The 21,584-nt window shown below is 73.6% G+C and carries 25 protein-coding genes; 10 read left to right on the top strand and 15 right to left on the bottom strand.

Going from position 1 to position 21,584, the window contains the following annotated elements:
- The first annotated feature begins 22 nt into the window (after nucleotides 1-22).
- Entirely contained in the window at nucleotides 23-997 is a 975-nt protein-coding gene (locus NE234_RS17420; protein ID WP_305886698.1) for an o-succinylbenzoate synthase, read from the top strand.
- The gene (gene menD / locus NE234_RS17415; RefSeq protein WP_252781353.1) at nucleotides 994-2,655 is read left to right on the top strand and encodes a 2-succinyl-5-enolpyruvyl-6-hydroxy-3-cyclohexene-1-carboxylic-acid synthase; all 1,662 of its coding nucleotides are present in this window, start codon (nucleotides 994-996) and stop codon (nucleotides 2,653-2,655) included. The genes NE234_RS17420 and menD overlap by 4 nt, the downstream gene beginning before the upstream one ends.
- A gap of 206 nt (nucleotides 2,656-2,861) precedes the next feature.
- On the opposite strand, the gene NE234_RS45355 is transcribed toward menD, so the two are convergent.
- Genes NE234_RS45355 through NE234_RS17400 form a run of 3 tightly spaced genes read right to left on the bottom strand, consistent with a single transcriptional unit; the run spans nucleotide 2,862 to nucleotide 6,918 of the window.
- Nucleotides 2,862-4,646 (bottom strand): ABC transporter ATP-binding protein, encoded by a 1,785-nt coding sequence (locus NE234_RS45355; RefSeq protein ID WP_252781352.1) that lies wholly within the window; start codon nucleotides 4,644-4,646, stop codon nucleotides 2,862-2,864.
- Nucleotides 4,643-6,481: an ABC transporter ATP-binding protein gene (locus NE234_RS45350; RefSeq protein ID WP_252781351.1), complete on the bottom strand. Its 1,839-nt coding sequence runs from the start codon at nucleotides 6,479-6,481 to the stop codon at nucleotides 4,643-4,645. The genes NE234_RS45355 and NE234_RS45350 overlap by 4 nt, the downstream gene beginning before the upstream one ends.
- On the bottom strand, nucleotides 6,478-6,918 hold the full coding sequence (locus NE234_RS17400) for a MarR family winged helix-turn-helix transcriptional regulator (protein WP_252781350.1): 441 nt from the start codon (nucleotides 6,916-6,918) through the stop codon (nucleotides 6,478-6,480). Before NE234_RS17400 ends, NE234_RS45350 begins: the two co-directional genes overlap by 4 nt.
- 320 nt (nucleotides 6,919-7,238) lie before the next feature.
- Between NE234_RS17400 and NE234_RS17395 the strand changes: the two genes are divergently transcribed.
- Together NE234_RS17395 and NE234_RS17390 are read left to right on the top strand one after the other, a co-directional pair.
- Nucleotides 7,239-7,505 carry a hypothetical protein gene (locus NE234_RS17395; RefSeq protein ID WP_252781349.1) on the top strand — a complete coding sequence of 89 codons (267 nt, stop codon included), beginning with the start codon at nucleotides 7,239-7,241 and terminating at the stop codon, nucleotides 7,503-7,505.
- A 5-nt stretch (nucleotides 7,506-7,510) separates the two neighbouring features.
- The gene (locus NE234_RS17390) at nucleotides 7,511-7,819 is read left to right on the top strand and encodes a GH25 family lysozyme (protein ID WP_252781348.1); all 309 of its coding nucleotides are present in this window, start codon (nucleotides 7,511-7,513) and stop codon (nucleotides 7,817-7,819) included.
- 410 nt (nucleotides 7,820-8,229) lie between these two features.
- Here the strand turns inward: NE234_RS17390 and NE234_RS17385 are convergent, their stop codons facing one another.
- The 7 genes from NE234_RS17385 to NE234_RS17360 all read right to left on the bottom strand — a co-directional run bounded on the left by NE234_RS17385 (nucleotide 8,230) and on the right by NE234_RS17360 (nucleotide 13,687).
- On the bottom strand, nucleotides 8,230-8,865 hold the full coding sequence (locus tag NE234_RS17385; RefSeq protein ID WP_252781347.1) for a glycoside hydrolase family 16 protein: 636 nt from the start codon (nucleotides 8,863-8,865) through the stop codon (nucleotides 8,230-8,232).
- A 187-nt stretch (nucleotides 8,866-9,052) separates the two neighbouring features.
- The gene (locus NE234_RS17380; protein ID WP_252781346.1) at nucleotides 9,053-10,237 is read right to left on the bottom strand and encodes a winged helix DNA-binding domain-containing protein; all 1,185 of its coding nucleotides are present in this window, start codon (nucleotides 10,235-10,237) and stop codon (nucleotides 9,053-9,055) included.
- A gap of 54 nt (nucleotides 10,238-10,291) precedes the next feature.
- Nucleotides 10,292-10,657 (bottom strand): Uma2 family endonuclease, encoded by a 366-nt coding sequence (locus NE234_RS45345; RefSeq protein WP_308206901.1) that lies wholly within the window; start codon nucleotides 10,655-10,657, stop codon nucleotides 10,292-10,294.
- Entirely contained in the window at nucleotides 10,654-10,878 is a 225-nt protein-coding gene (locus NE234_RS45340; RefSeq protein ID WP_308206900.1) for a hypothetical protein, read from the bottom strand. The genes NE234_RS45345 and NE234_RS45340 overlap by 4 nt, the downstream gene beginning before the upstream one ends.
- 81 nt (nucleotides 10,879-10,959) lie before the next feature.
- Nucleotides 10,960-11,742 carry a tyrosine-protein phosphatase gene (locus NE234_RS17370; protein ID WP_252781345.1) on the bottom strand — a complete coding sequence of 261 codons (783 nt, stop codon included), beginning with the start codon at nucleotides 11,740-11,742 and terminating at the stop codon, nucleotides 10,960-10,962.
- Between the two features lie 137 nt (nucleotides 11,743-11,879).
- Nucleotides 11,880-12,707: an ABC transporter permease gene (locus NE234_RS17365; RefSeq protein ID WP_252781344.1), complete on the bottom strand. Its 828-nt coding sequence runs from the start codon at nucleotides 12,705-12,707 to the stop codon at nucleotides 11,880-11,882.
- Nucleotides 12,704-13,687: an ATP-binding cassette domain-containing protein gene (locus tag NE234_RS17360; RefSeq protein ID WP_252781343.1), complete on the bottom strand. Its 984-nt coding sequence runs from the start codon at nucleotides 13,685-13,687 to the stop codon at nucleotides 12,704-12,706. Before NE234_RS17360 ends, NE234_RS17365 begins: the two co-directional genes overlap by 4 nt.
- A gap of 103 nt (nucleotides 13,688-13,790) precedes the next feature.
- Between NE234_RS17360 and NE234_RS17355 the strand changes: the two genes are divergently transcribed.
- Nucleotides 13,791-14,555: a TetR/AcrR family transcriptional regulator gene (locus NE234_RS17355; protein WP_252781342.1), complete on the top strand. Its 765-nt coding sequence runs from the start codon at nucleotides 13,791-13,793 to the stop codon at nucleotides 14,553-14,555.
- Between the two features lie 6 nt (nucleotides 14,556-14,561).
- On the opposite strand, the gene NE234_RS17350 is transcribed toward NE234_RS17355, so the two are convergent.
- Both NE234_RS17350 and NE234_RS17345 read right to left on the bottom strand, forming a co-directional pair.
- Nucleotides 14,562-15,791, bottom strand: a complete 1,230-nt coding sequence (locus NE234_RS17350) for an isochorismate synthase (RefSeq protein ID WP_252781341.1) — start codon at nucleotides 15,789-15,791, stop codon at nucleotides 14,562-14,564.
- Between the two features lie 185 nt (nucleotides 15,792-15,976).
- Nucleotides 15,977-16,381: a VOC family protein gene (locus tag NE234_RS17345; RefSeq protein WP_252781340.1), complete on the bottom strand. Its 405-nt coding sequence runs from the start codon at nucleotides 16,379-16,381 to the stop codon at nucleotides 15,977-15,979.
- 59 nt (nucleotides 16,382-16,440) lie between these two features.
- Here NE234_RS17345 and NE234_RS17340 point away from each other — a divergent pair, with 59 nt between their 5' ends.
- Nucleotides 16,441-16,884, top strand: coding sequence for a MarR family winged helix-turn-helix transcriptional regulator (locus NE234_RS17340; RefSeq protein ID WP_252781339.1), 444 nt, complete (start codon nucleotides 16,441-16,443; stop codon nucleotides 16,882-16,884).
- On the opposite strand, the gene NE234_RS17335 is transcribed toward NE234_RS17340, so the two are convergent.
- Complete coding sequence (locus NE234_RS17335; protein WP_252781338.1) at nucleotides 16,881-17,915, bottom strand: zinc-dependent alcohol dehydrogenase family protein; 1,035 nt, start codon at nucleotides 17,913-17,915, stop codon at nucleotides 16,881-16,883. The genes NE234_RS17340 and NE234_RS17335 overlap by 4 nt on opposite strands.
- Nucleotides 17,916-17,998: 83 nt before the next feature.
- On the opposite strand from NE234_RS17335, the gene NE234_RS44360 reads away from it, so the two are divergent.
- Nucleotides 17,999-18,127 (top strand): hypothetical protein, encoded by a 129-nt coding sequence (locus tag NE234_RS44360; RefSeq protein ID WP_256528930.1) that lies wholly within the window; start codon nucleotides 17,999-18,001, stop codon nucleotides 18,125-18,127.
- Nucleotides 18,128-18,470: 343 nt separating this feature from the next.
- Here the strand turns inward: NE234_RS44360 and NE234_RS17330 are convergent, their stop codons facing one another.
- A complete protein-coding gene (locus NE234_RS17330; protein ID WP_252781337.1) occupies nucleotides 18,471-19,271 on the bottom strand; it encodes a class I SAM-dependent methyltransferase in 801 nt (266 codons plus the stop codon).
- A gap of 90 nt (nucleotides 19,272-19,361) precedes the next feature.
- Between NE234_RS17330 and NE234_RS17325 the strand changes: the two genes are divergently transcribed.
- Together NE234_RS17325 and NE234_RS17320 are read left to right on the top strand one after the other, a co-directional pair.
- On the top strand, nucleotides 19,362-19,679 hold the full coding sequence (locus NE234_RS17325) for an ArsR/SmtB family transcription factor (protein WP_252781336.1): 318 nt from the start codon (nucleotides 19,362-19,364) through the stop codon (nucleotides 19,677-19,679).
- Complete coding sequence (locus NE234_RS17320; RefSeq protein ID WP_252781335.1) at nucleotides 19,676-20,602, top strand: SRPBCC family protein; 927 nt, start codon at nucleotides 19,676-19,678, stop codon at nucleotides 20,600-20,602. Before NE234_RS17325 ends, NE234_RS17320 begins: the two co-directional genes overlap by 4 nt.
- Here the strand turns inward: NE234_RS17320 and NE234_RS17315 are convergent.
- Nucleotides 20,575-21,222 carry a spermine/spermidine synthase domain-containing protein gene (locus tag NE234_RS17315; RefSeq protein ID WP_252781334.1) on the bottom strand — a complete coding sequence of 216 codons (648 nt, stop codon included), beginning with the start codon at nucleotides 21,220-21,222 and terminating at the stop codon, nucleotides 20,575-20,577. The two genes, NE234_RS17320 and NE234_RS17315, sit on opposite strands and share 28 nt — an antisense overlap.
- Before the next feature lie 146 nt (nucleotides 21,223-21,368).
- On the opposite strand from NE234_RS17315, the gene NE234_RS17310 reads away from it, so the two are divergent.
- Nucleotides 21,369-21,563, top strand: a complete 195-nt coding sequence (locus NE234_RS17310; RefSeq protein ID WP_252781333.1) for a CsbD family protein — start codon at nucleotides 21,369-21,371, stop codon at nucleotides 21,561-21,563.
- Nucleotides 21,564-21,584: the final 21 nt, after the last annotated feature.

Below are 21,584 nucleotides of genomic sequence, written 5' to 3'. Positions count from 1 at the left end.
GGTAAGGCGGGAAACAGCGTCTTTGGACAGGGGGGTCAGGCCATTGCGCGTGTTCGCCATCCCGATGCGCACGCGGTTCCGCAGGGTGACACGGCGAGAGGGGCTGCTGGTGCGAGGCCCCGCCGGATGGGGGGAGTTCTCCCCCTTTCCGGAGTACGGCCCGAAGGAGTGCGCTCGCTGGCTCGCCGCGGCACGGGAGGCGGCACATGACGGATGGCCGGCGCCGTTGCGTTCCCGCATCCCGGTGAACGTCACGGTTCCGGCGGTGGACGCCGAGACCGCCCACCGGATCGCCGGCGCGTCCGGCTGCCGTACGGCCAAGGTGAAGGTCGCCGAGCCCGGGCAGACCGAGGCGGACGACCTGGCGCGGGTCGAGGCGGTCCGCGACGCGCTCGGCCCCGGCGGAAAGGTCCGGGTGGACGCGAACGGCGCCTGGGACGTCGACACCGCCGTCCGCGTGCTGCGGCGCCTCGGCGAGCTCGAGTACGCCGAGCAACCCTGCGCGACGCTGGACGAGCTCGCCGCCGTGCGCCGCCGCGTCGAGACGCCGATCGCCGCCGACGAGTCGATCCGCCGCGCCGAGGACCCGCTGCGGGTCCGGGCGGCCGAGGCCGCCGACGTCGTCGTGCTCAAGGTGCAGCCCCTGGGCGGGGTGCGCGCCGCACTGCGCGTGGCCGAGGCGTGCGGGCTGCCCGTGGTCGTCTCCAGCGCGGTCGAGACCTCCGTCGGGCTCGCCGCGGGCGCCGCGCTGGCCGCCGCGCTGCCCGAACTGCCGTACGCCTGCGGGCTGGGAACCCTCTCGCTGCTGGAGGGCGACGTCGTTGCCGACCCGCTCACGGTGACCGACGGCGCGATCGACGTACGCCGCCCCGAGGTCGACGAGGACGCCCTGCGGCGGTACGAGGTCGACGGAGAGGCGTGGCGGCGCCGGGCGGCCGAGGCGCAGCGTGAGCTGGGCGGCGCTCCGCTGGTGACGGATGCCGAGGGCGTGCGATGAACCCGGCGACCGCGCTGGCGACCGTGCTGGTCGACGAGTTGATGCGCTGCGGGATGACCGACGCCGTGCTGGCCCCCGGCTCGCGGTCCGCGCCGCTGGCGCTGGCGCTGTACCAGCAGTCGAAGATCCGGCTGCACGTGCGGATCGACGAGCGGTCGGCGTCGTTCCTGGCGCTGGGCATCGCCAAGCGCAGCGGCCGCCCGGTCGCCGTGATCTGCACGTCGGGGACGGCCGCCGCGAACTTCCACCCGGCCGTCGTCGAGGCGCACGAGTCGGGGGTGCCGCTGCTGATCCTGACGGCCGACCGGCCGCCGGAGATGCGCTACACCGGCGCCAACCAGACGATCGACCAGGTCAAGCTGTACGGCACGGCGGCGCGCTGGAGCTGTGAGGTCGGCGTGCCTGAGGAGCGCCCCGGGATGGTGGCGTACTGGCGGTCGCTCGCCAGCCGCGCCTGGCACGCCGCGCTGGAGCCCGACCCGGGCCCGGTCCACCTGAACCTCGCGTTCCGCGAGCCGCTGATCCCCGACGGGGACGAGGACTGGTGCGAGCCGCTGGAAGGCGACGTCAACGGCGCCTGGACCAAGGTGCGCGCGGCGACGCCCGGCTCGGTGCTGCACGTGCCCCCGACCCGCCGCGGCGTCCTCGTCGTCGGCGACGGAGCGGTGAACGTCAAGCGCTATGTCGCCGCGGCGTCGATGGCGGGCTGGCCCGTGCTGGCCGAGCCGAACGGCAACGCCCGCTACGGTGACCACGCCCTCTCGGCGCACCACTTCCTGCTCGGCGTCCCGGAGTTCGTCGACCGGCACCACCCGGACGTCGTCGTCACGCTCGGCAAACCGGGCCTGTCCCGTCCGCTGCTGTCGTTCCTGCGCCGTGCCGAGCAGCACGTCGTGGTCTCCCCGTCGCTGGCGCGCTGGCCGGACCCGGTGCGGTCGGCCACGCAGGTGGCGCAGGAGGCGGAGATCCCGGTCGTGTCGGGCGACGACTCGTGGCTGAAGTCCTGGCGGACCGCCGACCTGATCGCGCGCAACGCGGTGGACTCGGTCCTGGACTCCACCGACGAGCTGACCGAGCCGCGGCTCGCCCGTGACCTCGTCGCGACGATTCCCGGCGGCTCGCTGCTGCTGGCGGCTGCGAGCATGCCGATCCGCGACCTGGATCAGACGATGCATCCGCGCCGGGGCATCCGCATCCTCGCCAACCGCGGGGCGAGCGGCATCGACGGCCTCATCTCGACGGCGATGGGCGCGGCGCTGGCACACGGCAACCGCGCCTACGCCCTGCTGGGCGACCTGGCGTTCCTGCACGACCAGAACGGCCTGGTGATCGGACCGCAGGACCAGCGGCCCGACCTGGCCATCATCGTGATCAACAATGTCGGCGGCGGGATCTTCTCGCTGCTGCCGCAGGCGTCGTTCCCCGAGCCGTTCGAGCGGGTCTTCGCCACGCCGCACCAGGTGGACATCGCCTCGATCGCGGCGGCGCACGGCATCCCGTACGCCCGGCTGGAGTCGCTGAGCGACCTGCCGAAGGTCGTGGCCAAGGAGGGCCTGCGGATCGTCGAGGCGCGCACCGACCGCACGGCCAACGCCGAGTTCCACGCCCGGATGCGCGACGCGGCGCAGGACGCGGTCCGGGCGCTCCTCGGCGTCTAGGGCACCCGGCCCGGTGCCTGACGCCGCCCGGCCGGCCGGCTCCTTCAAGGCCGCCCGGCCGGTCCGCGTCATCGCAGGGGCTTGCGGCTGCTCGGACGGTCCGTGTCTTCGCGGGGCCTGTGGCCGCTCGACCGGTCCGCTCTTCGGTGCACGTTCGGCTCGGCGCGTGCCCCGGCCAGGCCCGGCCCGCGGTCGCGCGTGGCGGCTCAGCCGGGCTCGTACGCCTTGGCCTGCAGGGTGAACAACTCGGCGTAGCCGCCACCGCGGGCGAGCAGCGTCTCGTGGTCACCGGCCTCGGTGATCCGGCCGTCCTGGAGCACGATGATCAGGTCGGCGGTGCGCGCGGTGGAGAACCGGTGCGAGACGAGCAGGGTGATGCCGCCGGCCCGGCGCCCGGCCCGGGCCAGCGCGGCGAACCGGGTGAACAGCTCGGCCTCGGCGGCCGGGTCCATGGCCGCGGTCGGCTCGTCCAGGACGGTCAGCAGGGGGTCGGCCCGCATCAGGCCGCGGGCGAGCGCGATCCGCTGCCACTGCCCGCCGGACAGCTCCTGGCCGCCGGTGAACCAGCGGCCGAGGGGAGTGGCGAGACCGTCGGCCAGCCGGGACGGCAGGCCGTCGGCGCCCGCGGCGGCCAGCGCGGAGCGCACCGCGGCCTCGTCCTCGATCCGGGGCAGGTCGCCGATGCCGACCGCCTCCCGGGCGACGAGGTTGGGGCGGACGAAGTCCTGGAACACCGCCGTGGTGCGGGCGCGCCACTCGTCGGGGGACAGGCCGGCCAGGTCGGCGCCGTCGGCCAGGATCCGCCCGTCCGTCGGCCGGTACATGCCGGTGAGCAGCTTGACCAGTGTGGTCTTGCCCGCGCCGTTCTCCCCGACGATCGCGACTGTCGCTCCCGCCGGCAGGTCCACGGTGAGGTCGGACAGGACGTCCTCGTCCGATCCCGGATAGCGGAAGCCCACGCCCTCCAGGCGGATGCCCGTACGGAGGCGGTCGGGTACCGGCGTCCGGCCGGGAGCCCGGGTCTCCTCCGCGACGTAGTCCTCGAGCCAGGCCAGCCGCCGGGCGGTCCGGACGGCCCTGGCGAGGGACCCGGCGGTGTCGGAGGCGCCGGCGACCTGGCGCTGGGCCCGTCGCATCAGGCTCACGGCCATGACGACCTGGCCGGGGGAGGTGTGCCCGTGCGCGGCGCGCAGCACGAGCACGATGATGACGCCGACGAAGGCGGCGGCGTACCCGACCCAGCCCAGGGCCTCCCACGCCGCGGCGCGGATCGCTCCCCGCACGTCGCGGCGGCGGGCCTCTTCGGCGAGCGTGGCGTGGCGGGCGGCCAGCGCGTCGGTGACGCCGTACGTCCGGAGTTCCTTGGCGGTCTCGGCGGTGGTGGCGAGCGTGAACAGGTCGCCGATCAGCCGCCGGGTCGGGGCGAGTTCGTCGCCGGTGCGGGCCTGGACGCGCCCGGCCCGCCGGTCGGCGAGCGCGGGGATCAGCCCGAACAGCGGCATGAGCATGACGGGCGGGTACACGGTCGCCAGCAGCAACATGATCGCGCCGCCCCGGATCACCACCTGCCACGCCCGGAGCAGCTGCCGGGGCGCGGCGGCCAGGCTCCGGCGGTCGTTGCGGAGCTGGTCGATCTCCGACAGCAGCTCCCGGTGTTCGAAGTGCTCCAGCCGGGGCGCGGTGCTCAGCAGCAGCGCGATGCGCCCGGAGACGAACAGGTTGAGGCGGTCGGTGAGCGTCCAGTTCCCGGTGACCGACAAGGTGGTGAGCGTCGTCGCCACGCTGAAGAGGATCGCCACGAGGGCCACGCCGAACGTGACCTCGCCGGAGCGGTGGGCGAGTGCCCCGTCGACCATGTAGTGGAAGCCGAGGGGGAAGGCGGCCGACGCGACGGCCCCGACGGTGGCCGCCGTGAACGCCCACAGCAGCGTCATGGGCGCCGCCCGCCAGGCCGTGCCGATCAGCGTCGTGACGGCGGAAGTGCCTTTCACCGGCGTGCCTCCCGGTTCGGTGCGAAGCGAGCGGCCTGGATCCGGAACATCTCGGCGTAGGTGCCACCGGCCCGCAGCAGCTCGTCGTGGCCGCCGTACTCGGTGATGCGGCCGCCGTCGAGGACGGCGATCCGGTCCGCTTTGCGGACCGTCGAGAAGCGGTGCGAGATGATCAGGCTGGTGACGCCCTCGGTGATGGTCAGGAAACGGTCGTAGAAGCGGGCCTCGGCGCGGACGTCGAGCTGAGCGGTCGGCTCGTCGAGGACGAGGACCCCCGCGCCGCGCTCGACGGCGTACAGCGCCCGCGCGAGGGCGATCCGCTGCCACTGCCCGCCGGACAGGTCCCGGCCGCCGTCGTACTGCGCGGACAGGACGGTGTCCCATCCGTCCGGCAGGTCCGCGACCAGCTCGGAGGCGCCGGCGCGGCGCGCCACCGCCGCCAGGACCTCCGGGTCGGCGGGCTCGCCGCCGAGGCCCATCGTGACGTTCTCGCGGGCGGTGAGCGGCAGGCGGGTGAAGTCCTGGAAGACCGCCGCGACGTGCCGTTGCCAGTCCCGTACCGGGAACTCCTCCAGGGGGACGCCGTCGACGAGGACGCGGCCCTCGGTCGGGGTGCGCAGGGCCGCCAGCAGCGAGATGAGCGTGCTCTTCCCGGCCCCGTTGACGCCGACGACGGCCGTGGACCGGCCGGCCTCCAGCACCAGGTCGAGGCCGTCGAGCACGTTCCGGTCGGTACCGGGATACCGGAACGAGACGCCCTCGAACCGGATCTCGCGGTGCGGCCGTCCGGCCACGGGCCGCCCACCGCCCGCGGGGAGGGGAGCGGGCCGCAGGTCGGTGGTCAGCGCGTCCAGGTCGGGGACGGACGACAGCATGGTCTCGACGGCGACGTCGGCCGCCGTCAGGCCGCCGACCTGCATCGTGGCGGGCAGCATGGTCAGCATCGTGACGAGCGTGCCGAGCGGCAGCGAACGGTCGTACGCGGCCGTGCCCAGGGCGACGGCGGCGATTCCGTACCCGGCCAGGATCAGCACGGTGGACGCGGCGATCCGGCCGTTCAGCGCCCGCATCTCGTCGGAGGCGGGCCGCATCGCCTCGGTGTTCCGCTCGCGGTAGTTGCCGACGAGCCACGGCCCCAGGCCGAACACCCGGACCTCCTTCGCGGCGGCCGGGCGGAACGCCAGGTGAAGGTAGTACCAGCTTCTGCGCAGCGGCTCGGTGGCCTTGCGGAACGTCGCGATGCGCGCCCGTACCAGCGCCTGCAGCGGCCGCCGGACCAGCAGCCACATCACGAACAGGCCCAGCCCCAGCCACCACCGGAAGCTCGCGAGGACGGCGCAGGCGATCACGCCCGACAGCCGGTCGCCGAGCTGCCCGATCAGCGTCATCGCGGCTCCGGCGGGTTGGTAGGCGGACAGTTCGCCGCGCGCGGACGCCAGCCGGTCGAGCACGTCCGGGTCCTCCAGGTGCGTGATCCCGGCGGGCGCGCTGACCGCCTCGATCAGGCGTTCCTGCTGGACCGCGCTCATCTTCGCCTGCACCATCGCGGTCAGGACGTCCTCCGCCGGTCCGCGTAGCAGCGACACGGCGTACACCAGGCCCGCCACCGTCAGCCGGGACAGCAGCACCTCCCCGTCGTGCCCGCCCAGCCCGGAGCGTACGGCCGCGGGGATCGCCCCGACGGTCCGTCCCATGGCGATCAGGACGAGGTTGGGGATGAGACCCTCGGCGAGCATGAAGACGACCGCGCCGGTCAGCAGGCCGGGCGAGCCGGCGGCCAGTGCCTTCAGGACGCGGTACCGCGGCGAGTCCCGCAGTGCGGCCGGCGGGCTCACGGGGCGGTCACCTGGTCGTCGTCCCACGCGGCCAGGGACTCCATCAGCCCGCCGGCCAGCCGCAGCAGCTCCCGCTCCGTGGGGGTCAGGTTCTCCTCCATCCGGTGGGCCAGCCAGTCGATCCTCGGCCGCAGATGGTCCTCCAGGCGCCGCCGCCCCGCCTCGGTGAGCCTGATGCGCAGCCGCCTGCGGTCGGCCTGATCGGGGACCCGGTCGATCAGGCCCTCCTCCTCCAGCCGCGACAGCGTCCGCGTCATCGTCTGCGGTTCGACCTTCTGCAGCTCGGCGAGCGTCCCCGGCGTCAGGGGCCCGGCCCGGTCCAGGTGGGACAGCACGCTGACCATCGACAGGCTCAGCCCGTCGCGCGGCCGCTCGGCCCGCATCCGCTGCGCGAGGCTGTTCGCCGCCCGGGCCACCACCTCCGCCACCTCATCCATGGCAGCCGAACTTAGTTCGCAGTTGCGTACCGATACAACCGATTTATCGGAGACTTACACCATGATGCTTCGCAGCTACGAACCATCAGGCGGGCCACGGCACACCGCTCGCCATCTCGCCAACCGGCCCGGCCGCATGAGGACGGACCAGTGGTTCCCCTACCAGGTCAACAACCCCGGCGCACGCGGCCGGCTGCGGTCCTCGGAGCGGACCGGGATACGGCCTGCTCTGGGTCATCGCTCAGGGCGGGTCGGAGTGGACCGCCGCGGCGGGTGGCCTGAACAAGCACTTCGCCGAGGTCCAGGTCTGGTTCGCCTGGATGAGGCTGCACGACCGGGTCTCGAGGATGCCGCGGGCTCGCCGGCTGGTCTGGTACGACTGGGCCGGCACCCCGAGGGGGGCGAACCACATCGGCATGATCGACCACTGCACCTCCTCGACGATCTGGGTGTGGGAGGGCGATCATCACCACCGGGTGGGATTGGTCGAGCGGCCCCGCGACTCTCAGATCATGGGCTACGGCGAATGGTGGGAGTTCATCGCCCGAACCGCGGCGCCGGCGGACGACTCCCGCCCGGTGGGGTGACCACCGTGCTCCATGGATTCGACATCTCCGCGTACGACTCGGCCACAGCGCCGGCCGCGGACTTCGTCATCGTCAAGGCCACCGAGGGTACGAGCTACACCAACGCGAAATTCGCCGCGCAGTGGAAATCGGCCAAGGGCGGGGCAAGGCACCGTGGCGCGTATCACTTCGCGCGTCCGGAGGACTCCTCGGCGGCCTTGCAGGCCGCCAGGTTCCTGTCCGTCGTGAAGCCCGTGCCGGGCGAGTCGGTGTGGCTCGACCTGGAAGTCGGCGACCTGGACCAGGTTAGGACGAACGCCTGGGCGAAGGCATAGGGTGACCACATCCGCCGGCACTCGCGCGGCGTCACCTCCGGCATCTACCTGGGTTCCGCCTACGCCTCCAACGGCACCGGCCGCGGGCTCGACCGGCACTACGACCTGTGGTGGTACCCCCAATACCCCAGCAGCGCCCGCACCTCGACATGGCCGCGGACGTTCGACCCGTGGCTGCCCAAGAGGCTGACGTGCGGCTGGCAAAGGCCGGACATCTGGCAGTTCACCGACGACTTCGATGGCCTGGACGCCGACATCGCCAGGCTCACCATCGACCAGCTCGCCGGAGGTGGGCATGCCCCACCCGCGCGGGACGAGACGCCGTAGGGCGGCCGGAATCGGGACCGGCAACGGGACGGTGACGCTCCGGGTCCCGGAGCCTCGTGATCGAAACCGGCGAAGGCACGGAATCACGCATGAGGAGCGCGGTAGACCCGGACCCAGTCGACCTGCATGGTGATCCGCTCGGGCGTCGTAGGCGTGCGGTGGAACCCCTCCCGCATCTCGATGCGCAGGTAGAGCTGCATCTCGGCCTGGTGGGGGACGAACGACCCGGAATAGGTCCAGGTCTCCTCACCGTCCATCCAGAACGTCACGTAGTCGGGCAGCCAGTCGACGCCCATGGTGTGCCACTTGGTGAAATCAGCGTGGATGGTGCGCTGCACCTGCCGGTCGTCGGGCCCGTGATGGATGAACAGGCCACCGCTCTTACGGTCACCCGACAAGATCTCGGCGAAGTCGATCTCGGCGTACTCCGGGTCGCCCATGTGCACCGGCCACAGGAACGCGGTCGCGGAGTAGCCGTCGCCACGGTCGGCCCGGACGCGGGCCTCCCAGCGGCCGTAGGTCTGGGCAAGACGGGAGATGACGCCCGCGTTCTGGTCGTGGCCGCCGTAGAGCCCGCCCACGAGGTTGAGGACCCTGCCCGAGACGTGGACGCCGTCAGGCGCCTCGTCCACCTGCCACTTGCGCGAGTCAAGCCGGGTGCCCCCGAAGTCGTCCGACAACACCGGCGTGCCCCAGTTCTCGCCCCTGTCGAGTGCCATACCCTCACGAAAACACGTGGGGCTCCCCTCATATCAAGCGCGAACATACTCTCCGTGTGGGCACAGGCGCATGGCGTGGCCGGGCGGCTTCCTCGCTGACCTCGATGACGACGCCGTCCAGACCGGTGGTCTCGACGTCGATGACCGCCGCCCCGGCTTCGGCGGAGCGACGTTCACCGATCGCGCCCTATTCGACCGGGCGGCGTTCACCGGCGACGCCGGGTTCCGCGACGCGGACCCGGATGTCGTGGTCGGCGCCGTCGGCGGCGAAGGCCAGGAGCCGGGCGCCCTCTTCCAGCAGCGCCGTACGGTCCGGCGCGGCCAGGGGCGCGTACGGCTCGACGTCGAGGATCGCGCGGTCCCGCTCGCGGACGATCCGCCAGGTGCCGTGGACGAACCCGTCGATGAGGAACGCCGGCCGTGGGGAGTCGTTCGGGGTGGCGAGCCGGCCGCGATGCTCCTCCGGGAGGACGCGGGTACGGTCCGCGTGCGACCGGAGCAGGTTGTCGTACTCGGGGAGGAACCGCGGGGGAGCGGGAGTCTCCGGGTCGGGCCTGGGCGCGTCCGGCAGGTCGAGCAGTTCGGTGCCGCGCTCGTCGCGGAAGGACAGCAGACGGGGCCGGAGCCGGTCGACCACCTCGCGCTGCCGGGTCAGGCCCGACCAGGCCTGCAGGTCCTTGACGGAGGCCGGGCCGTACGCGGCGAGGTAGCGGAGCACCAGATCCTCCGGCGACGGGTCCGCCGACAGGGGCCGGCCCAGCCATGCCTCGGCCGACGTGTGCACGGCCTGCCCGCCCCGGCCCCAGACGCCCCGGGGCGGCAACTGCACGAGCGGCACCTGGGTGCGTACGACCGCGGTGAGCGCGCCGGTGTCACGGTCCGGGAGGCGGTCGCCGAGCGCCGCGCCGAGCTCCGCGAACGTGCGCGGCCGTTCCTCGACGAGCGCCCGGCCGGCGGCCGCGACGGCATCGAGGTCGAGCCCGGCCAGGTGCCGGCCGTACCCCGCCCTGAGGGCGCGGTCGAGCACGGGCTGGACGAGCGGGCGCAACTCACGGCAGTCGTCCGCGCTGAGCAGGTGGATCGTTCCGCGGATCAGCGCGATGCGGACGAGGTCGCGGCCGTTGATCCGGTCGGCGAGGTCGTCGGCCCGAAACCCCGCCAGCCGGGTCCACAGCCCCACGTACGGCGCGAGCGGAGCCTGGGCCTGCATCGCGACCAGGCGCTCGACCGCCCGGACGGCCGGCAGGGTCTCGCGGGCGAGCAGCATCTGGCGGGAGAGCAGCGCCCGGTTCAGCGCGCGGCGGCCGAGGACACGGGGGGCGGCCGTCGTGGAGGCGGCAGGCGCCGGTCCGGGGGAAGGAAGGATCTCCATGACCGGCACCGTACGGGACATTGCGGCCGGTTTTCGACCGCAATGGTCGCCCGGTCAGCGCTGACGGAACCGGCCCAGGTCGAGATCCAGGTCGACCTCGAACCCGATGTTCGTGTGCACCCGGCCGTGATGGACGCCCGTCGGCACGTACGCCCGGATGGACGGATCCAGCTCGTAGGTGTAGACGACGGGCCGCTGACCGTCACGCTCGATCCGCCAGAGGTACCTGATCCCGGCCTCGGAGTACTTGATCGGCTTGGTGAACCGATCGCGGTCCTCGGAGTCGGGCAAGACCACCTCGACGACGAGCCGTACCTCTTCGGGCAGGTAGTAGGTGCGGTCGAGGTCGTCGGGGCGCTGATCCGCCACCACCATGACGTCGGGCTCCGGACGCTGCCGCAGACCGAGCTTGACGGTCATCTCCCGCACCACGGTGAGACCCTCGGGGGGCGGATGCCGAGCCGTGCGTCCGTGAGCAGGTCGACCACCAGCATGTGGAACTTGGTCTGCGGTGACATCAGGACGAGGGCTCCGTCGACCAGCTCGACATGCTTCGGGGCGTCGGGCGGAAGGGCGTCCAGGTCGTCCGACGTCCAGCCGCCCTCCGGCCCGGGGTAGAGCCACTCGGGCAGTGAGGTCATAACAGACGTGATTCCCCAATACTCGGTGTCGGCGGCTTGAGCAGGACCCTAACACGCAGAGCGAGACTTCGTCACCGAAAGTCATCGACTCCCGTCGCGGAGGGTGGCGCGGAGGGCGGTGGTGTCCGCGTCCGTCCAGCCGTGGCGTTCGAGCCAGCCGAGCGGGCCGCCGAAGTGCTCGTCGATGACGGCGAGGAACTTCTCCATCGTCTGCGCGTGCGGCATGTGGGTGTCGGCGGGCCGGGAGTCGAGGTCCTGGGCGTAGACGGGGCTGGAGCGCAGGCGGGCGAGGATGGCCTCCAGGCGTTCGCCGGTCGCCGCGTAGTCGGCGACGATCTCCTCGCGTGGTACGCCCGCGACGGACAGGGCGAAGGCGACGACGACGCCGGTGCGGTCCTTCCCGGCGGCGCAGTGCACGATCGACGTGCCGCTGGGGACGACGCGCAGCGCGCGCACGACGGAGTCGGGACGGTCGGCCAGGTAACCCAGGTAGTGGCCGACGGAGCGGTCGCTCTCCGGGCCGTCCTCCTGACGGCCCTGCCAGGGCAGCACATTGTCGGTGTCGATCGTGTCGGCCTCGACGTCGGTGAACCGGCCGCCCTCGCTGAACAGCGACAGGTGGTGGATCGTGACGGTGGGCTCGCGGGTCAGCGGTCCGGGGCCGGTGAGGCTCACCTCGGTGTCGCTGCGCAGGTCGACGACGTTGCGCAGGCCGTGGTCCGTCACCAGGCGGCGGACGTCGGCCGGGGTGAGGTCCTGCAGGTTGTCCGAACGCAGCAGCGCGCCGGTGCGGATGGCGCCGCCGTCGACGGTGGGCAGGCCGCCCAGGTCCCGGACGTTGACCGCGCCCTCCAGTTCGATCATTCACTCATGATCTGGACCCTATCCGGGGTGCATGGCCGCTCCACGTCGCAAGGGGGCGCGCCGATCGGCGGCACGGTTACGGGCGGGATGCGCATTCCGCGCCACCGGCCGCCCCGAAGGCCGGCCGGTGCGCCGGGTCAGCGGCTCAGCCGCCGGAATCGGCGTACGGACAGGGGAAGGAAGACGGACGTGATGAGGACCGGCCACAGGACGGCGAGCAGGAGGGAGTGGCGGGCGGCCCAGGATCCGCCGCCCCAGCCGGGGTTCCCGAACAGCTCACGGGCGGCCGACACCGTGGCCGACAGCGGGTTCCACTCGGCGATCGTCCCGAGCCAGCCGGGCATGGTGGACGGCGCGGCGAAGACGTTGGACAGGAAGCCGACGGGCCAGACCAGGATCTGCACGGCCGCGAGCAGCTCCGGGTTCCCCGCGACGAGGCCGAGGTAGATCCCGGCCCACAGCAGGGCGAAGCGCAGGAGCAGCAGCAGCCCGACCGCCAGGAGAGCCCGCCCCGCGCCGTCGTGCCAGCGCCAGCCGACCGCGAGCCCGCAGGCGACCATCAGGGCGAGGGCGAGCGCGGAGTTCAGCAGGTCGGCGACCGCGCGGCCGGTGACCACCGCCGATGAGGCCATCGGCAGGGAGCGGAACCGGTCGGTGACGCCCTTGGCCGCGTCCCCGCTGACGGCGGCGAAGGTGGTCTCCAGCCCGAACGCCATCGTCATCGCGTACATCCCCGGCAGCAGGAACTGCGCGTAGCCGCCACCTCCGGGCACCCGCATCTGCCCGCCGAACAGGTAGCGGAACATCAGCACCGTCATGACGGGGAACAGCAGGCCGACGACGACCTGGGCGGGCCGGCGCGCCCAGTGCGTCAGGGCGCGGCGGGTCAGCGTCCATCCGTCGGTGAGGGCCCAGCGCAACCGGGCCGCCGGCGTCCGGGGGATCGGGGGGACGTGCACGGTCATGCCGGCACCTCCTGCCCGTTCCGGTTCGGCTCGCCGGCGCGGTGCCCGGTCAGGTGCAGGAAGACCTCGTCGAGGGTCGGGCGCCGCAACGCGATGTCCTCGGCATCGATGCCCGCGTCGGCCAGCGCCCGGACGACCCCGGTGAGCGCCGTGGCGCGGTCGCGCACCGGCGCCCCGGCGCGGCGCAGGTCCGGGTCGACGTGGGCCGTGGTCCCGCTGACGCGGCCCAGGAGCTCGGCGGCGACCGGCAGCGTGGCCGGGTCGCGGACGACGACGTCGATCCGGTCGTCCCCGGTGCGGGACTTCAGCTCGTCGGGCGTGCCCTCCGCGACGACCCGGCCGTGGTCGACCACGGAGATGGTGTCGGCGAGGTGGTCGGCCTCGTCCAGGTAGTGGGTGGTGAGCAGCACGGTGGTGCCCTCACGGGCGAGCGCGCGGACGGCGTCCCACATCTCCAGGCGGCCGCGCGGGTCCAGCCCGGTCGTCGGTTCGTCGAGGAACAGCACGGCGGGCGCGAGGATGAGCGCCGCGGCGAGGTCGAGACGCCGGCGCATGCCGCCGGAGTAGCGCCCGACGGGCTTTCCTCCGGCGTCGCCCAGGCCGAAGCGGTCGAGGAGTTCGGTGGCGCGGGCGCGCGCAGCGCGCGCGCCCAGGTGATGCAGCCGCCCGAACAGCTCCAGGTTCTGCCGGCCGCTGAGGATCTCGTCCACCGCCGTGCGCTGGCCGAGCAGCCCGATCCGCGGGCGGACCTCGGCGGGCCGGTCGAGCACGTCGAACCCGGCGACGGTCGCGTGCCCTTCGTCCGGCCGCAGCAGGGTGGCCAGGATCCGTACGGTCGTCGTCTTGCCCGCGCCGTTCGGCCCCAGGAGCCCGCGGACGGTGCCGGCGGGCACCGCGAGATCGAGGCCGTCCAGGGCGGCGGTGCCGCCGTACCGCTTGCGCAGTCCTTCGGCGGCGACGGCCAGGTCGGTCGTGGTCATCCCATCCCCTTAACTCGGTACGTCGTACGGAGTATCTGGGTCAAACAATACCGTACGGCATACGGAGTTCGGTCCGCCGAGACGGGTTGGAGACAATTGCGAGGTGACGACGGAGTACAGCGGCAGCGGCGACCCCACGAGGACGATGGAGCTGCTCTGGGGCGTGCAGGCACGCCCCAGCAGGGGACCGAAGCCGCGCCTGACCATCGAGCAGATCACGCGGGCCGCCATCGAGGTCGCCGACGCCGAGGGCCTGCCCGCGCTGTCGATGCGGCGGGTCGCCGAGCGGCTGGGCGTGGGCGCCATGTCGCTCTACACGTACGTCCCCGGCAAGGCGGAGCTGATCGACCTCATGGTCGACGCCGTCCACGGCGACCGGCCGGGCCGGGTGGAGACGTCCGGCGGCTGGCGGGAGCGGCTGGGGCAGGTCGCCCGCGCCAACTGGGCCCTGTACCGGCGGCACCCCTGGATGCTGCAGGTCGCGACGGTCCGCCCGGCCCTCGGGCCGAACGCGCTGGCCAAGTACGACGAGGAACTGCGTGCCGTCGAGGGGATCGGGCTGACCGACGTGGAGATGGACTCGGCGCTCACGCTGGTCCTGCAGCACGCGGTGAGCTCGGCGCGCCTGCTGGTCGAGGCGGCCGAGGCGCAGAGCCGTACGGGCATGACGGACGAGGAGTGGTGGGCGGCGCACGCCCCGCTGCTCGCGAACGTCTTCGAGGCCGACCGGTATCCCGTGGCCGCGCGCGTGGGCGCCGCCGCGGGCGAGGCTCACCAGGCCGCCCTCAGCCCCGAGTACGCCTTCGAGTTCGGTCTCGCCCGGATCCTCGACGGGATCGGCGCGCTCGTGGAGTCCCGCTCGGGCTGAGGAGGGTCAGCCCTCGATGGCGTACTGCATGGCGCGCAGTTTGGTCTGGGTCTCGGCGAGTTCGGCGGCGGGGTCGGAGCCGGCGACGATGCCGCCGCCGGCGTACAGGCGGGCCCGCCGCCCCTCGATCCGCGCGCACCGCAGGGCGATGCCCCATTCGCCGTCGCCCCGGGCGTCGATCCAGCCGACGGGCCCGGCGTAGCGGCCTCGGTCCATCGCCTCGAGTTCGCGGATCACGTCGAGGGCGGTGTCGGTGGGCGTGCCGCCGACCGCCGGCGTCGGGTGCAGCGCGCCGACGACGTCCAGGACCGAGCGGTCCTCCTCGAGCCGGCCGCGTACGGGCGTGGCCAGGTGGATGAGGTTCGACAGGCGCAGGATCTCCGGCTCGGCGGGCACCGTCAGGTCCCGGCACAGCGGGGCCAGCGCGGCGCGGACCATGTCGGCGGCGTAGGAGTGCTCCTCGCGGTCCTTGGCCGAGGCGAACAGGGTGGTGGCGGCGCTGGAGTCGCCGTCCGAGCCGCGGGCGATCGTCCCGGCCAGCACCAGCGACTCGACCTGGCCTCCCATGCGCCGGACCAGCAGTTCGGGCGTCGCTCCGACCAGTCCGGCGCACGCGAAGGTGTAGCAGGACGGGAAACGGTCGGCGAGGCGCCGGAGCAGGATCCGGCTGTCGATCGGCTCGTCGGTCACGGCCAGCAGGTCGCGGGCGAGGACGACCTTGGACAGCTCTCCCGCGCGGATGCGCTCGACGGCGGCGGCCACGGCCCGCATGTGCCGCGGCGCGGTGACGTCGCCGTCGGCCCACCGGACGGCGGCGGGCGGCGCCGGAGGGCGCAGGAGGGTCAGCGGGTCGGCGTGGTCGCCGATCGTGGTGTACCAGGCCTGCCCGTCACGGCGGCCGAGGACGGTCCGCGGCACGATGAGGACCGAGTCCTCGGAGCGGGGGTCGAAGGAGAAGCTGCCGAAGGCGACCGGCCCGGAGCCGGGCACCTGGAGCGGGTCGTCGATCGTGGCGGCGTCGAAGAGCGCCGAGAGCCACTGCCGCGCCCAGGTGAAGCGGTCCTCGCCCGGCGGGACGGCGACGCGTGCGGCCTCGCCCCAGCCGACCAGCCCGTCGCCGTGGCGTACCCAGGCCAGGGCGGCCGCGTGGGGGAGTCGGGCGAGCAGATCCTCCGGCGCGCGCACGGGGACGGTGCGGACGGCGAGTTGCTCCGGCAGTCCAACAGCGAGGGTCACGAGACCCCACTGTACGGGAGATTTGAACCTGTTCAAACAGCAGGGTCCGGTGAGATTCGCGAGCTTCGGCCCGATCGATCCGTCGCCGGGATGGAGGGTAGCCGCCCAATCCTGCTGTAAACATTGCGACATATCGGTTGGCGGGGTGGATGGCCGGAGTCGCGCCGCCGGGCGGCGGCGGTGGCTCAGTACGACTGCAGTTCCAGCAGGTTGCCGTCGGGGTCGCGGACCAGGGCGTTGCGGAGGGTCGGTCCCCACTCCGGCCGGTCGGCCGGGGCCGCGACCGCGCGGGCGCCGTGGCGCAGGCAGAACTCGTATCCGGCGTCGACGTCGGCGACCCTTCCGACGAGCATGGCCCTGTCCTGGGCGGGCGCCTCGGCCGGGAGGTCCGCGGTGCCCGCGGCCGCGGCCATCGCCGCGCGGTCGAACAGCGCGAGCGCCCCCTCGCCGTCGACGTCCCAGCTCGCGTACGGCCCGGTCGCGCCGCCGCGCGCGAGGGTCGCGCCGGTCAGCTCGGGCAGCACCGCGTCGTAGAACCCGAAGCACTCGGCGAACCGCCCGACCAGCAGGCGGGGGTACAGCGCGTCCATGACGCCTCCAATTCATAGGTGGGCACCCACTATTGGTGGAGACCCTACACTGTGCGGACATGGAGGAGACACCGCCCAGCCTGCTGGCGCTGACCCCGTACCTGCTGTCACGGGTGGGGAAGACGGCCCGGGGCCGGATCATCGAGCGCCTCTCGGCGCGCGAACTGCGCCTCTGGCACATGGCCGTCCTGGCGGCGCTGGCGGACTTCGGGCCGCAGGCGCAACGCGACCTCGCCGCCCGGCTGCGGATCGATCCGAGCGACGTGGTGAAGGTCCTCGACGAACTGGCCGCGGCGGGCCACGTCGAGCGGGCACGCGACCCGGCCGACCGGCGCCGGGCCACGGTGACGCTCACCGCCGCCGGCCGTACGGCGCTCGCGGACCTGATCGCCGAGACGACGGCGGTGCGGGAGGAGGTGCTGGCGCCCCTCGACGAGGACGAACGCGCCGTGCTGCACGCGCTGCTGCGCCGGCTCTTCGCCCACCTGCACGAAGGAGATTAGGGAACGATGACGGTGGCGCCCGCGGCGGGGGCGGTGCCCATCGACGCCAGGGCGGCCGGAGCGTCGGCCAGGCCGATCGTCCGGGTGATGAGCAGGTCCGGGCGCAGCGAACCGTCCGCGACCATGGCCATCATCGGGCCGTACGCGTGCGCGGCCATCCCGTGGCTGCCCAGGACCTCCAGTTCGAGCGCGATGACCCGGTGCATCGGCACGACGGCGGGGCCGGCGGCGGGGGGCAGCAGCCCTACCTGGACGTGACGTCCGCGGCGGCGCAGGCTCTCGACCGACGCCGCGCACGTCGCCGGGCTCCCGAGCGCGTCCAGTGACAGGTGCGCGCCGCCGCCGGTGACCTCGCGGACGGCCTCGGCCACCCCGTCGGGACCCTCGACGCATGCGGCGGCGCCGAAGCGTCGGGCCAGGTCCAGAGCGGTGGGGGAGACGTCGACCGCGACGACCCGTGCCCCGCAGGCCGCCGCGATCATCACGGCGGACAGCCCGACCCCGCCGCAGCCGTGCACCGCCACCCACTCGCCCGGCCGGACGCGCCCCTGCGCGGTGACGGCCCGGAAGGCCGTCGCGAACCGGCAGCCCAGCGCGGCCGCCGTCGCGTACGGCAGGTCACCGGGCAGGGCCACGAGGTTGACGTCGGCATTGTCGATCGCGACGTACTCCGCGAACGAGCCCCAGTGGGTGAATCCGGGCTGCGTCTGCCGCTCGCACACCTGCTGGTCGCCGGCCGCGCAGGCCGCGCACCGGCCGCACGCGCACACGAACGGCACCGTCACCCGGTCGCCGGCCCGCCACCCGGTGACCTCCGGGCCGGCCGCGGCGACGACGCCGGCCAATTCGTGCCCGGGCACGTGCGGGAACCGCGTGATGTCGGCATCGTGGCCCATCCACCCATGCCAGTCGCTGCGGCACAGGCCGGTCGCCTCGACCCGGATGACCACCCCGGCACGGGGCGGCTCGGGATCGGGCACCTCCCGAACCTCCGGCATCCGCTCGAACCCGTCGTACGCCACCGCCCGCACCGGCCCGCTCCTCTCTCGCTCCCGGCACACCGTACCGACGCGGACCGCGCACGAAGTCCGCGGGTCGACGGACGGCTGGACGTATGCTGACCGCCGACGGGACGCAGGGCGCCGCCGTGCTGGCCGCGCTGGCCCGCCCGGTCCGGCTCCTGCTCCTTCTGCCGCGCTCATCGTCCGGCTGCGCCCGGCGGAGCGCGAGCCGGTGCGGGTGAGCCCACCCGTGCGAGGGCGGTGGGTTCCGGTCAACAGCCCCGCCGACCGCGTGCCCAGCCACGGCGTGCACGGGTCGGCCAGACGTACGCGATCGACCTGGTCCACCATCCGGATGCCGGGCGGGACTGGGCGGGCGTGTACGCCGGCCCGCCGGCCCGCCGGCCCGCGTCCTTCCGCGGGTTCGGCCGTCCCGTTCTCGCTCCGGCGGACGGTGTGGTGATGCGTGTACGCGACCGCGGCCGTGACCACTCCGGCGGGCGGCGGCCCTTCACGGTGTCCTCGCCCGTCTCCGGGTCTTCGTCCGTCTCCGACCGCCCGGATCGGGGCTGAGGGGGTTGGGCGTCAGCGCGTGCCGCGGGCCAGCAGGGCGTGTGCGGGCACGCGCACCCGTCCGTTCCCGGCCGCGTACGGCTTCAGGAGCCCGTCGTAGGCGTCCTTGACCCGGGCGATCGTCGCGGCGTCCTGCCGGGCGAGGACGACGCCGTTCGAGCCGACCCTGGCCAGTGCCCCGGTCCGCCACCACTCCTCGGGCTCGAACTCGAAGTCCCAGGTCAGCTCCTCCACCGCGACGTCACCGAAGACCCGTCCCATCAGGTCGCCGAACGCGTCCGGCCTGCCGTGCTCCATGAACGGGCTGGGCGGCACGTCGTCCGGCCACGGGACGCCGACCTGGTCCATCGCGTCGCGGACGAGCGCGAGCACGCCGCTGCCGGGCATCCTCCAGCACGTCAGCGCGGCCCGGCCGCCGGTCCGTAGGACGCGGCGCAGCTCCCACAGCGCGGTCTCGGGCTCGCCCACGTGGTTGATGACGAAGTTGCCCGCCACCGCGTCGAACGCCTCGTCCTCGTGCGGGAGGACGGGCAGCACCGCGACGCGCACCTCCGCCTCGGGCGCGTTGCGCGCCGCCGTCCGCGCCATCTGCGGATCGGCGTCCACGGCCGAGACGACGGCGCCCCTGCGGAGGGCGGCGGCCGCCACGATCCCCGGGCCCGTGCCCAGGTCGAGCACGCGGCGGCCCGTTCGGGCCCCGGCGGCGTCCAGCAGCGGCTCGACCGTGTGCGCGGTCAGCCGGGCGAAGCCGCGCTCGTACGCGTCGGCCCGGCCCGCCCACAGCTCGCGTTCGTACGCGTCGAAGTCGGTCACCTGCCGCAGCGTACGGGCCCCGGCGCCGCGGGGGAGGCCGAGACTCTGTATTCCTTGACAGGAATATAGCTGTCTCGTTATGTTTCCTGGGTGAGCACGACCTTCGACGTATTGGCCGAACCCGCCCGCCGTCGCATCCTGGACCTCCTGCTCGAGCGTCCCCGTCTGGTCGGGGAGCTGACCGAGGCGCTCGGTCTCACCCAGCCCGGGACTTCCAAGCACCTGCGCGTCCTGCGTGAGGCGGGCCTCGTCAGGGCCCGGCCCGAGGCGCAGCGCAGGTGGTACGAGCTGCGCCCCGAGCCGCTGGCCGAGGTGGACGCGTGGCTGGCGCCCTACCGGCGCCTGTGGTCCGACTCGCTCGACGCACTGGAACGGCATCTGGACACGATGGAGACCGACGACACATGAACCCGACCCTGGAGACCGCGGACGGCCGTAGCGTCCTGCGGTTCGAGCGCCGCCTCGCCCATCCGGTGGAGAAGGTCTGGCGCGCCCTGACCGACCCCGCGCACCTCGCCCACTGGTTCCCCTCGGCGGTCGAGGAGATCGACCTGCGCCTCGGCGGCGAGGTCCGCTTCACACAGGAGTACGAAGAGATCCCGCTCGGCTCGGGAGAGATCGCCGAGCTCGATCCGCCGCACGTGCTGGCCTTCACCTGGTACGAGGATCCGCTCCGCTGGGAGCTGCGCCCCGACGGCGAGGGCTGCCTCCTCGTCTTCACCCACACCTTCACCGACCGGCCCATGGCCGGCAGCTTCGCCACCGGCTGGGAGGCCTGCCTGTCCGCGCTCGGCTCCGCCCTCGCGGGCGCCCCCACGCGGCCGGCGCCGGAGGACTACCCCGAGCGGCACGACGCGTACGCCGAGGCGTTCGGCCTGGACGAAGGCGTCGTGGTCGAGGACGCCGACGGCTGGACGATCCGGTTCGAGCGGAACATCCCGCACCCGATCGAGCAGGTCTGGCCGGCGCTCGCCGGGCCCACCCCGGCCGCCGCCGGCGACGTCCCGCCGCCCGGGGCCACCGTCGGCCCGGTGCCGGCGGGCGAGGTGACCGAGGCCGCCGCGCCGGAGGTCCTGGAGTACTCCTGGCCGGCCGGCGACGCCCTCGGGCGCGTGCGGTGGCGGCTGACCGGCGGCCATCCGGCGGGCACCCGTGTGGTGCTCACCTGCACCGGCCCGGCCGCGGAGCGCGGCCGGTGCGCCGCCGCGCTGGCCGCCTGGCACCTGCGGTTGCGGTCCCTGGCCGACCGGCTGCGGGACGCCGAGCGCCCCGGCTCCGACGAGACCGGAGAACTGGAGCGCCGCTACGCCGCCCGGATCGAGGCCAGGTAGACGACGTCGGGTTCGCCGCGCGCGACCTCGACCGGATGCGCGGACACGCCCGCGAACCGTTCCCGCAGGCGATCCTCGAACACGGTGACGGCGGCGGCGCTCCAGACCGCGAGGACGCCGCCGGGCCGCAGCCGGCCGGCCAGCAGGTCCAGCCCCTCCGGGCCGTAGAGCGCGGCGTTGCCCTCGCTGACCGTCCATTCCGGGCCGTTGTCGATGTCCAGGCAGATGGCGTCATACGGCTCGCCCGGCGCGCGCAGCCAGGTCAGGAGATCGGCGCACTCGACGCGCACGCGGGGGTCGTCGAGGGCGCCCTCGGAGTACGGCCGGAGCGGCCCGGCGTGCCAGCCGATCACCGCGGGCTCCCGCTCCACGACGGTCACCCCGCGGGTGTACGGCGAGCGCACCGCCTCGGCGAGGGAGAAGCCCACCCCCAGGCCGCCGATGAGCACGTCGGCCGGGCGGGCCAGGCGGTCGAGGGCGGCGCGGACCAGGAGGCGCTCGGACGCGCCGGCCCGGGTGTCCATCAGGAACACGCCGTTGCTGATGATCTCGAAGTGCTCGCCGTCACCGCGAAGGACCAGCTCGCCGTGCGGGCCGGTCCGCCGATCGTGGACCTCCATGAGCCGCCAGCCTACCCCGCAAGATCACCATCCGCGACGTGAGTGAAAGGTGACGCAGAGTCGTCATTCGAGGTCGTGGAGCCGAATAGGTCCTCAACGATGGGGAATGACCAGCCGCGTACAGCTTCGTACGGAAGGGGAAACCGATGGGTCTCCTGGACAAGCTGAAGAACAAGGCGGAGAAGGCGAAGGGCCGCGGCAAAGAGGCGGCGGGCCGGGAAGCCGGCGATCCGTACCTCGAGTCCGAGGGGCGCAAGGATCGCATGAAGGGCGGCGCCAAGCAGGTCGGCGAGCAGGCCAAGGACGCCGCGAAGGAGGTCCGTCGCACCTTCGAGCGGTGAGGGGCCGGGAAGCGGGAAGGT

It is taken from the genome of Actinoallomurus rhizosphaericola, from assembly GCF_024055675.1.
Taxonomy (GTDB): Bacteria; Actinomycetota; Actinomycetes; order Streptosporangiales; family Streptosporangiaceae; genus Actinoallomurus; species Actinoallomurus soli.
Note: the sequence above shows the minus strand (reverse complement) of the source record. Positions and strands in the feature narration are given on the sequence as shown.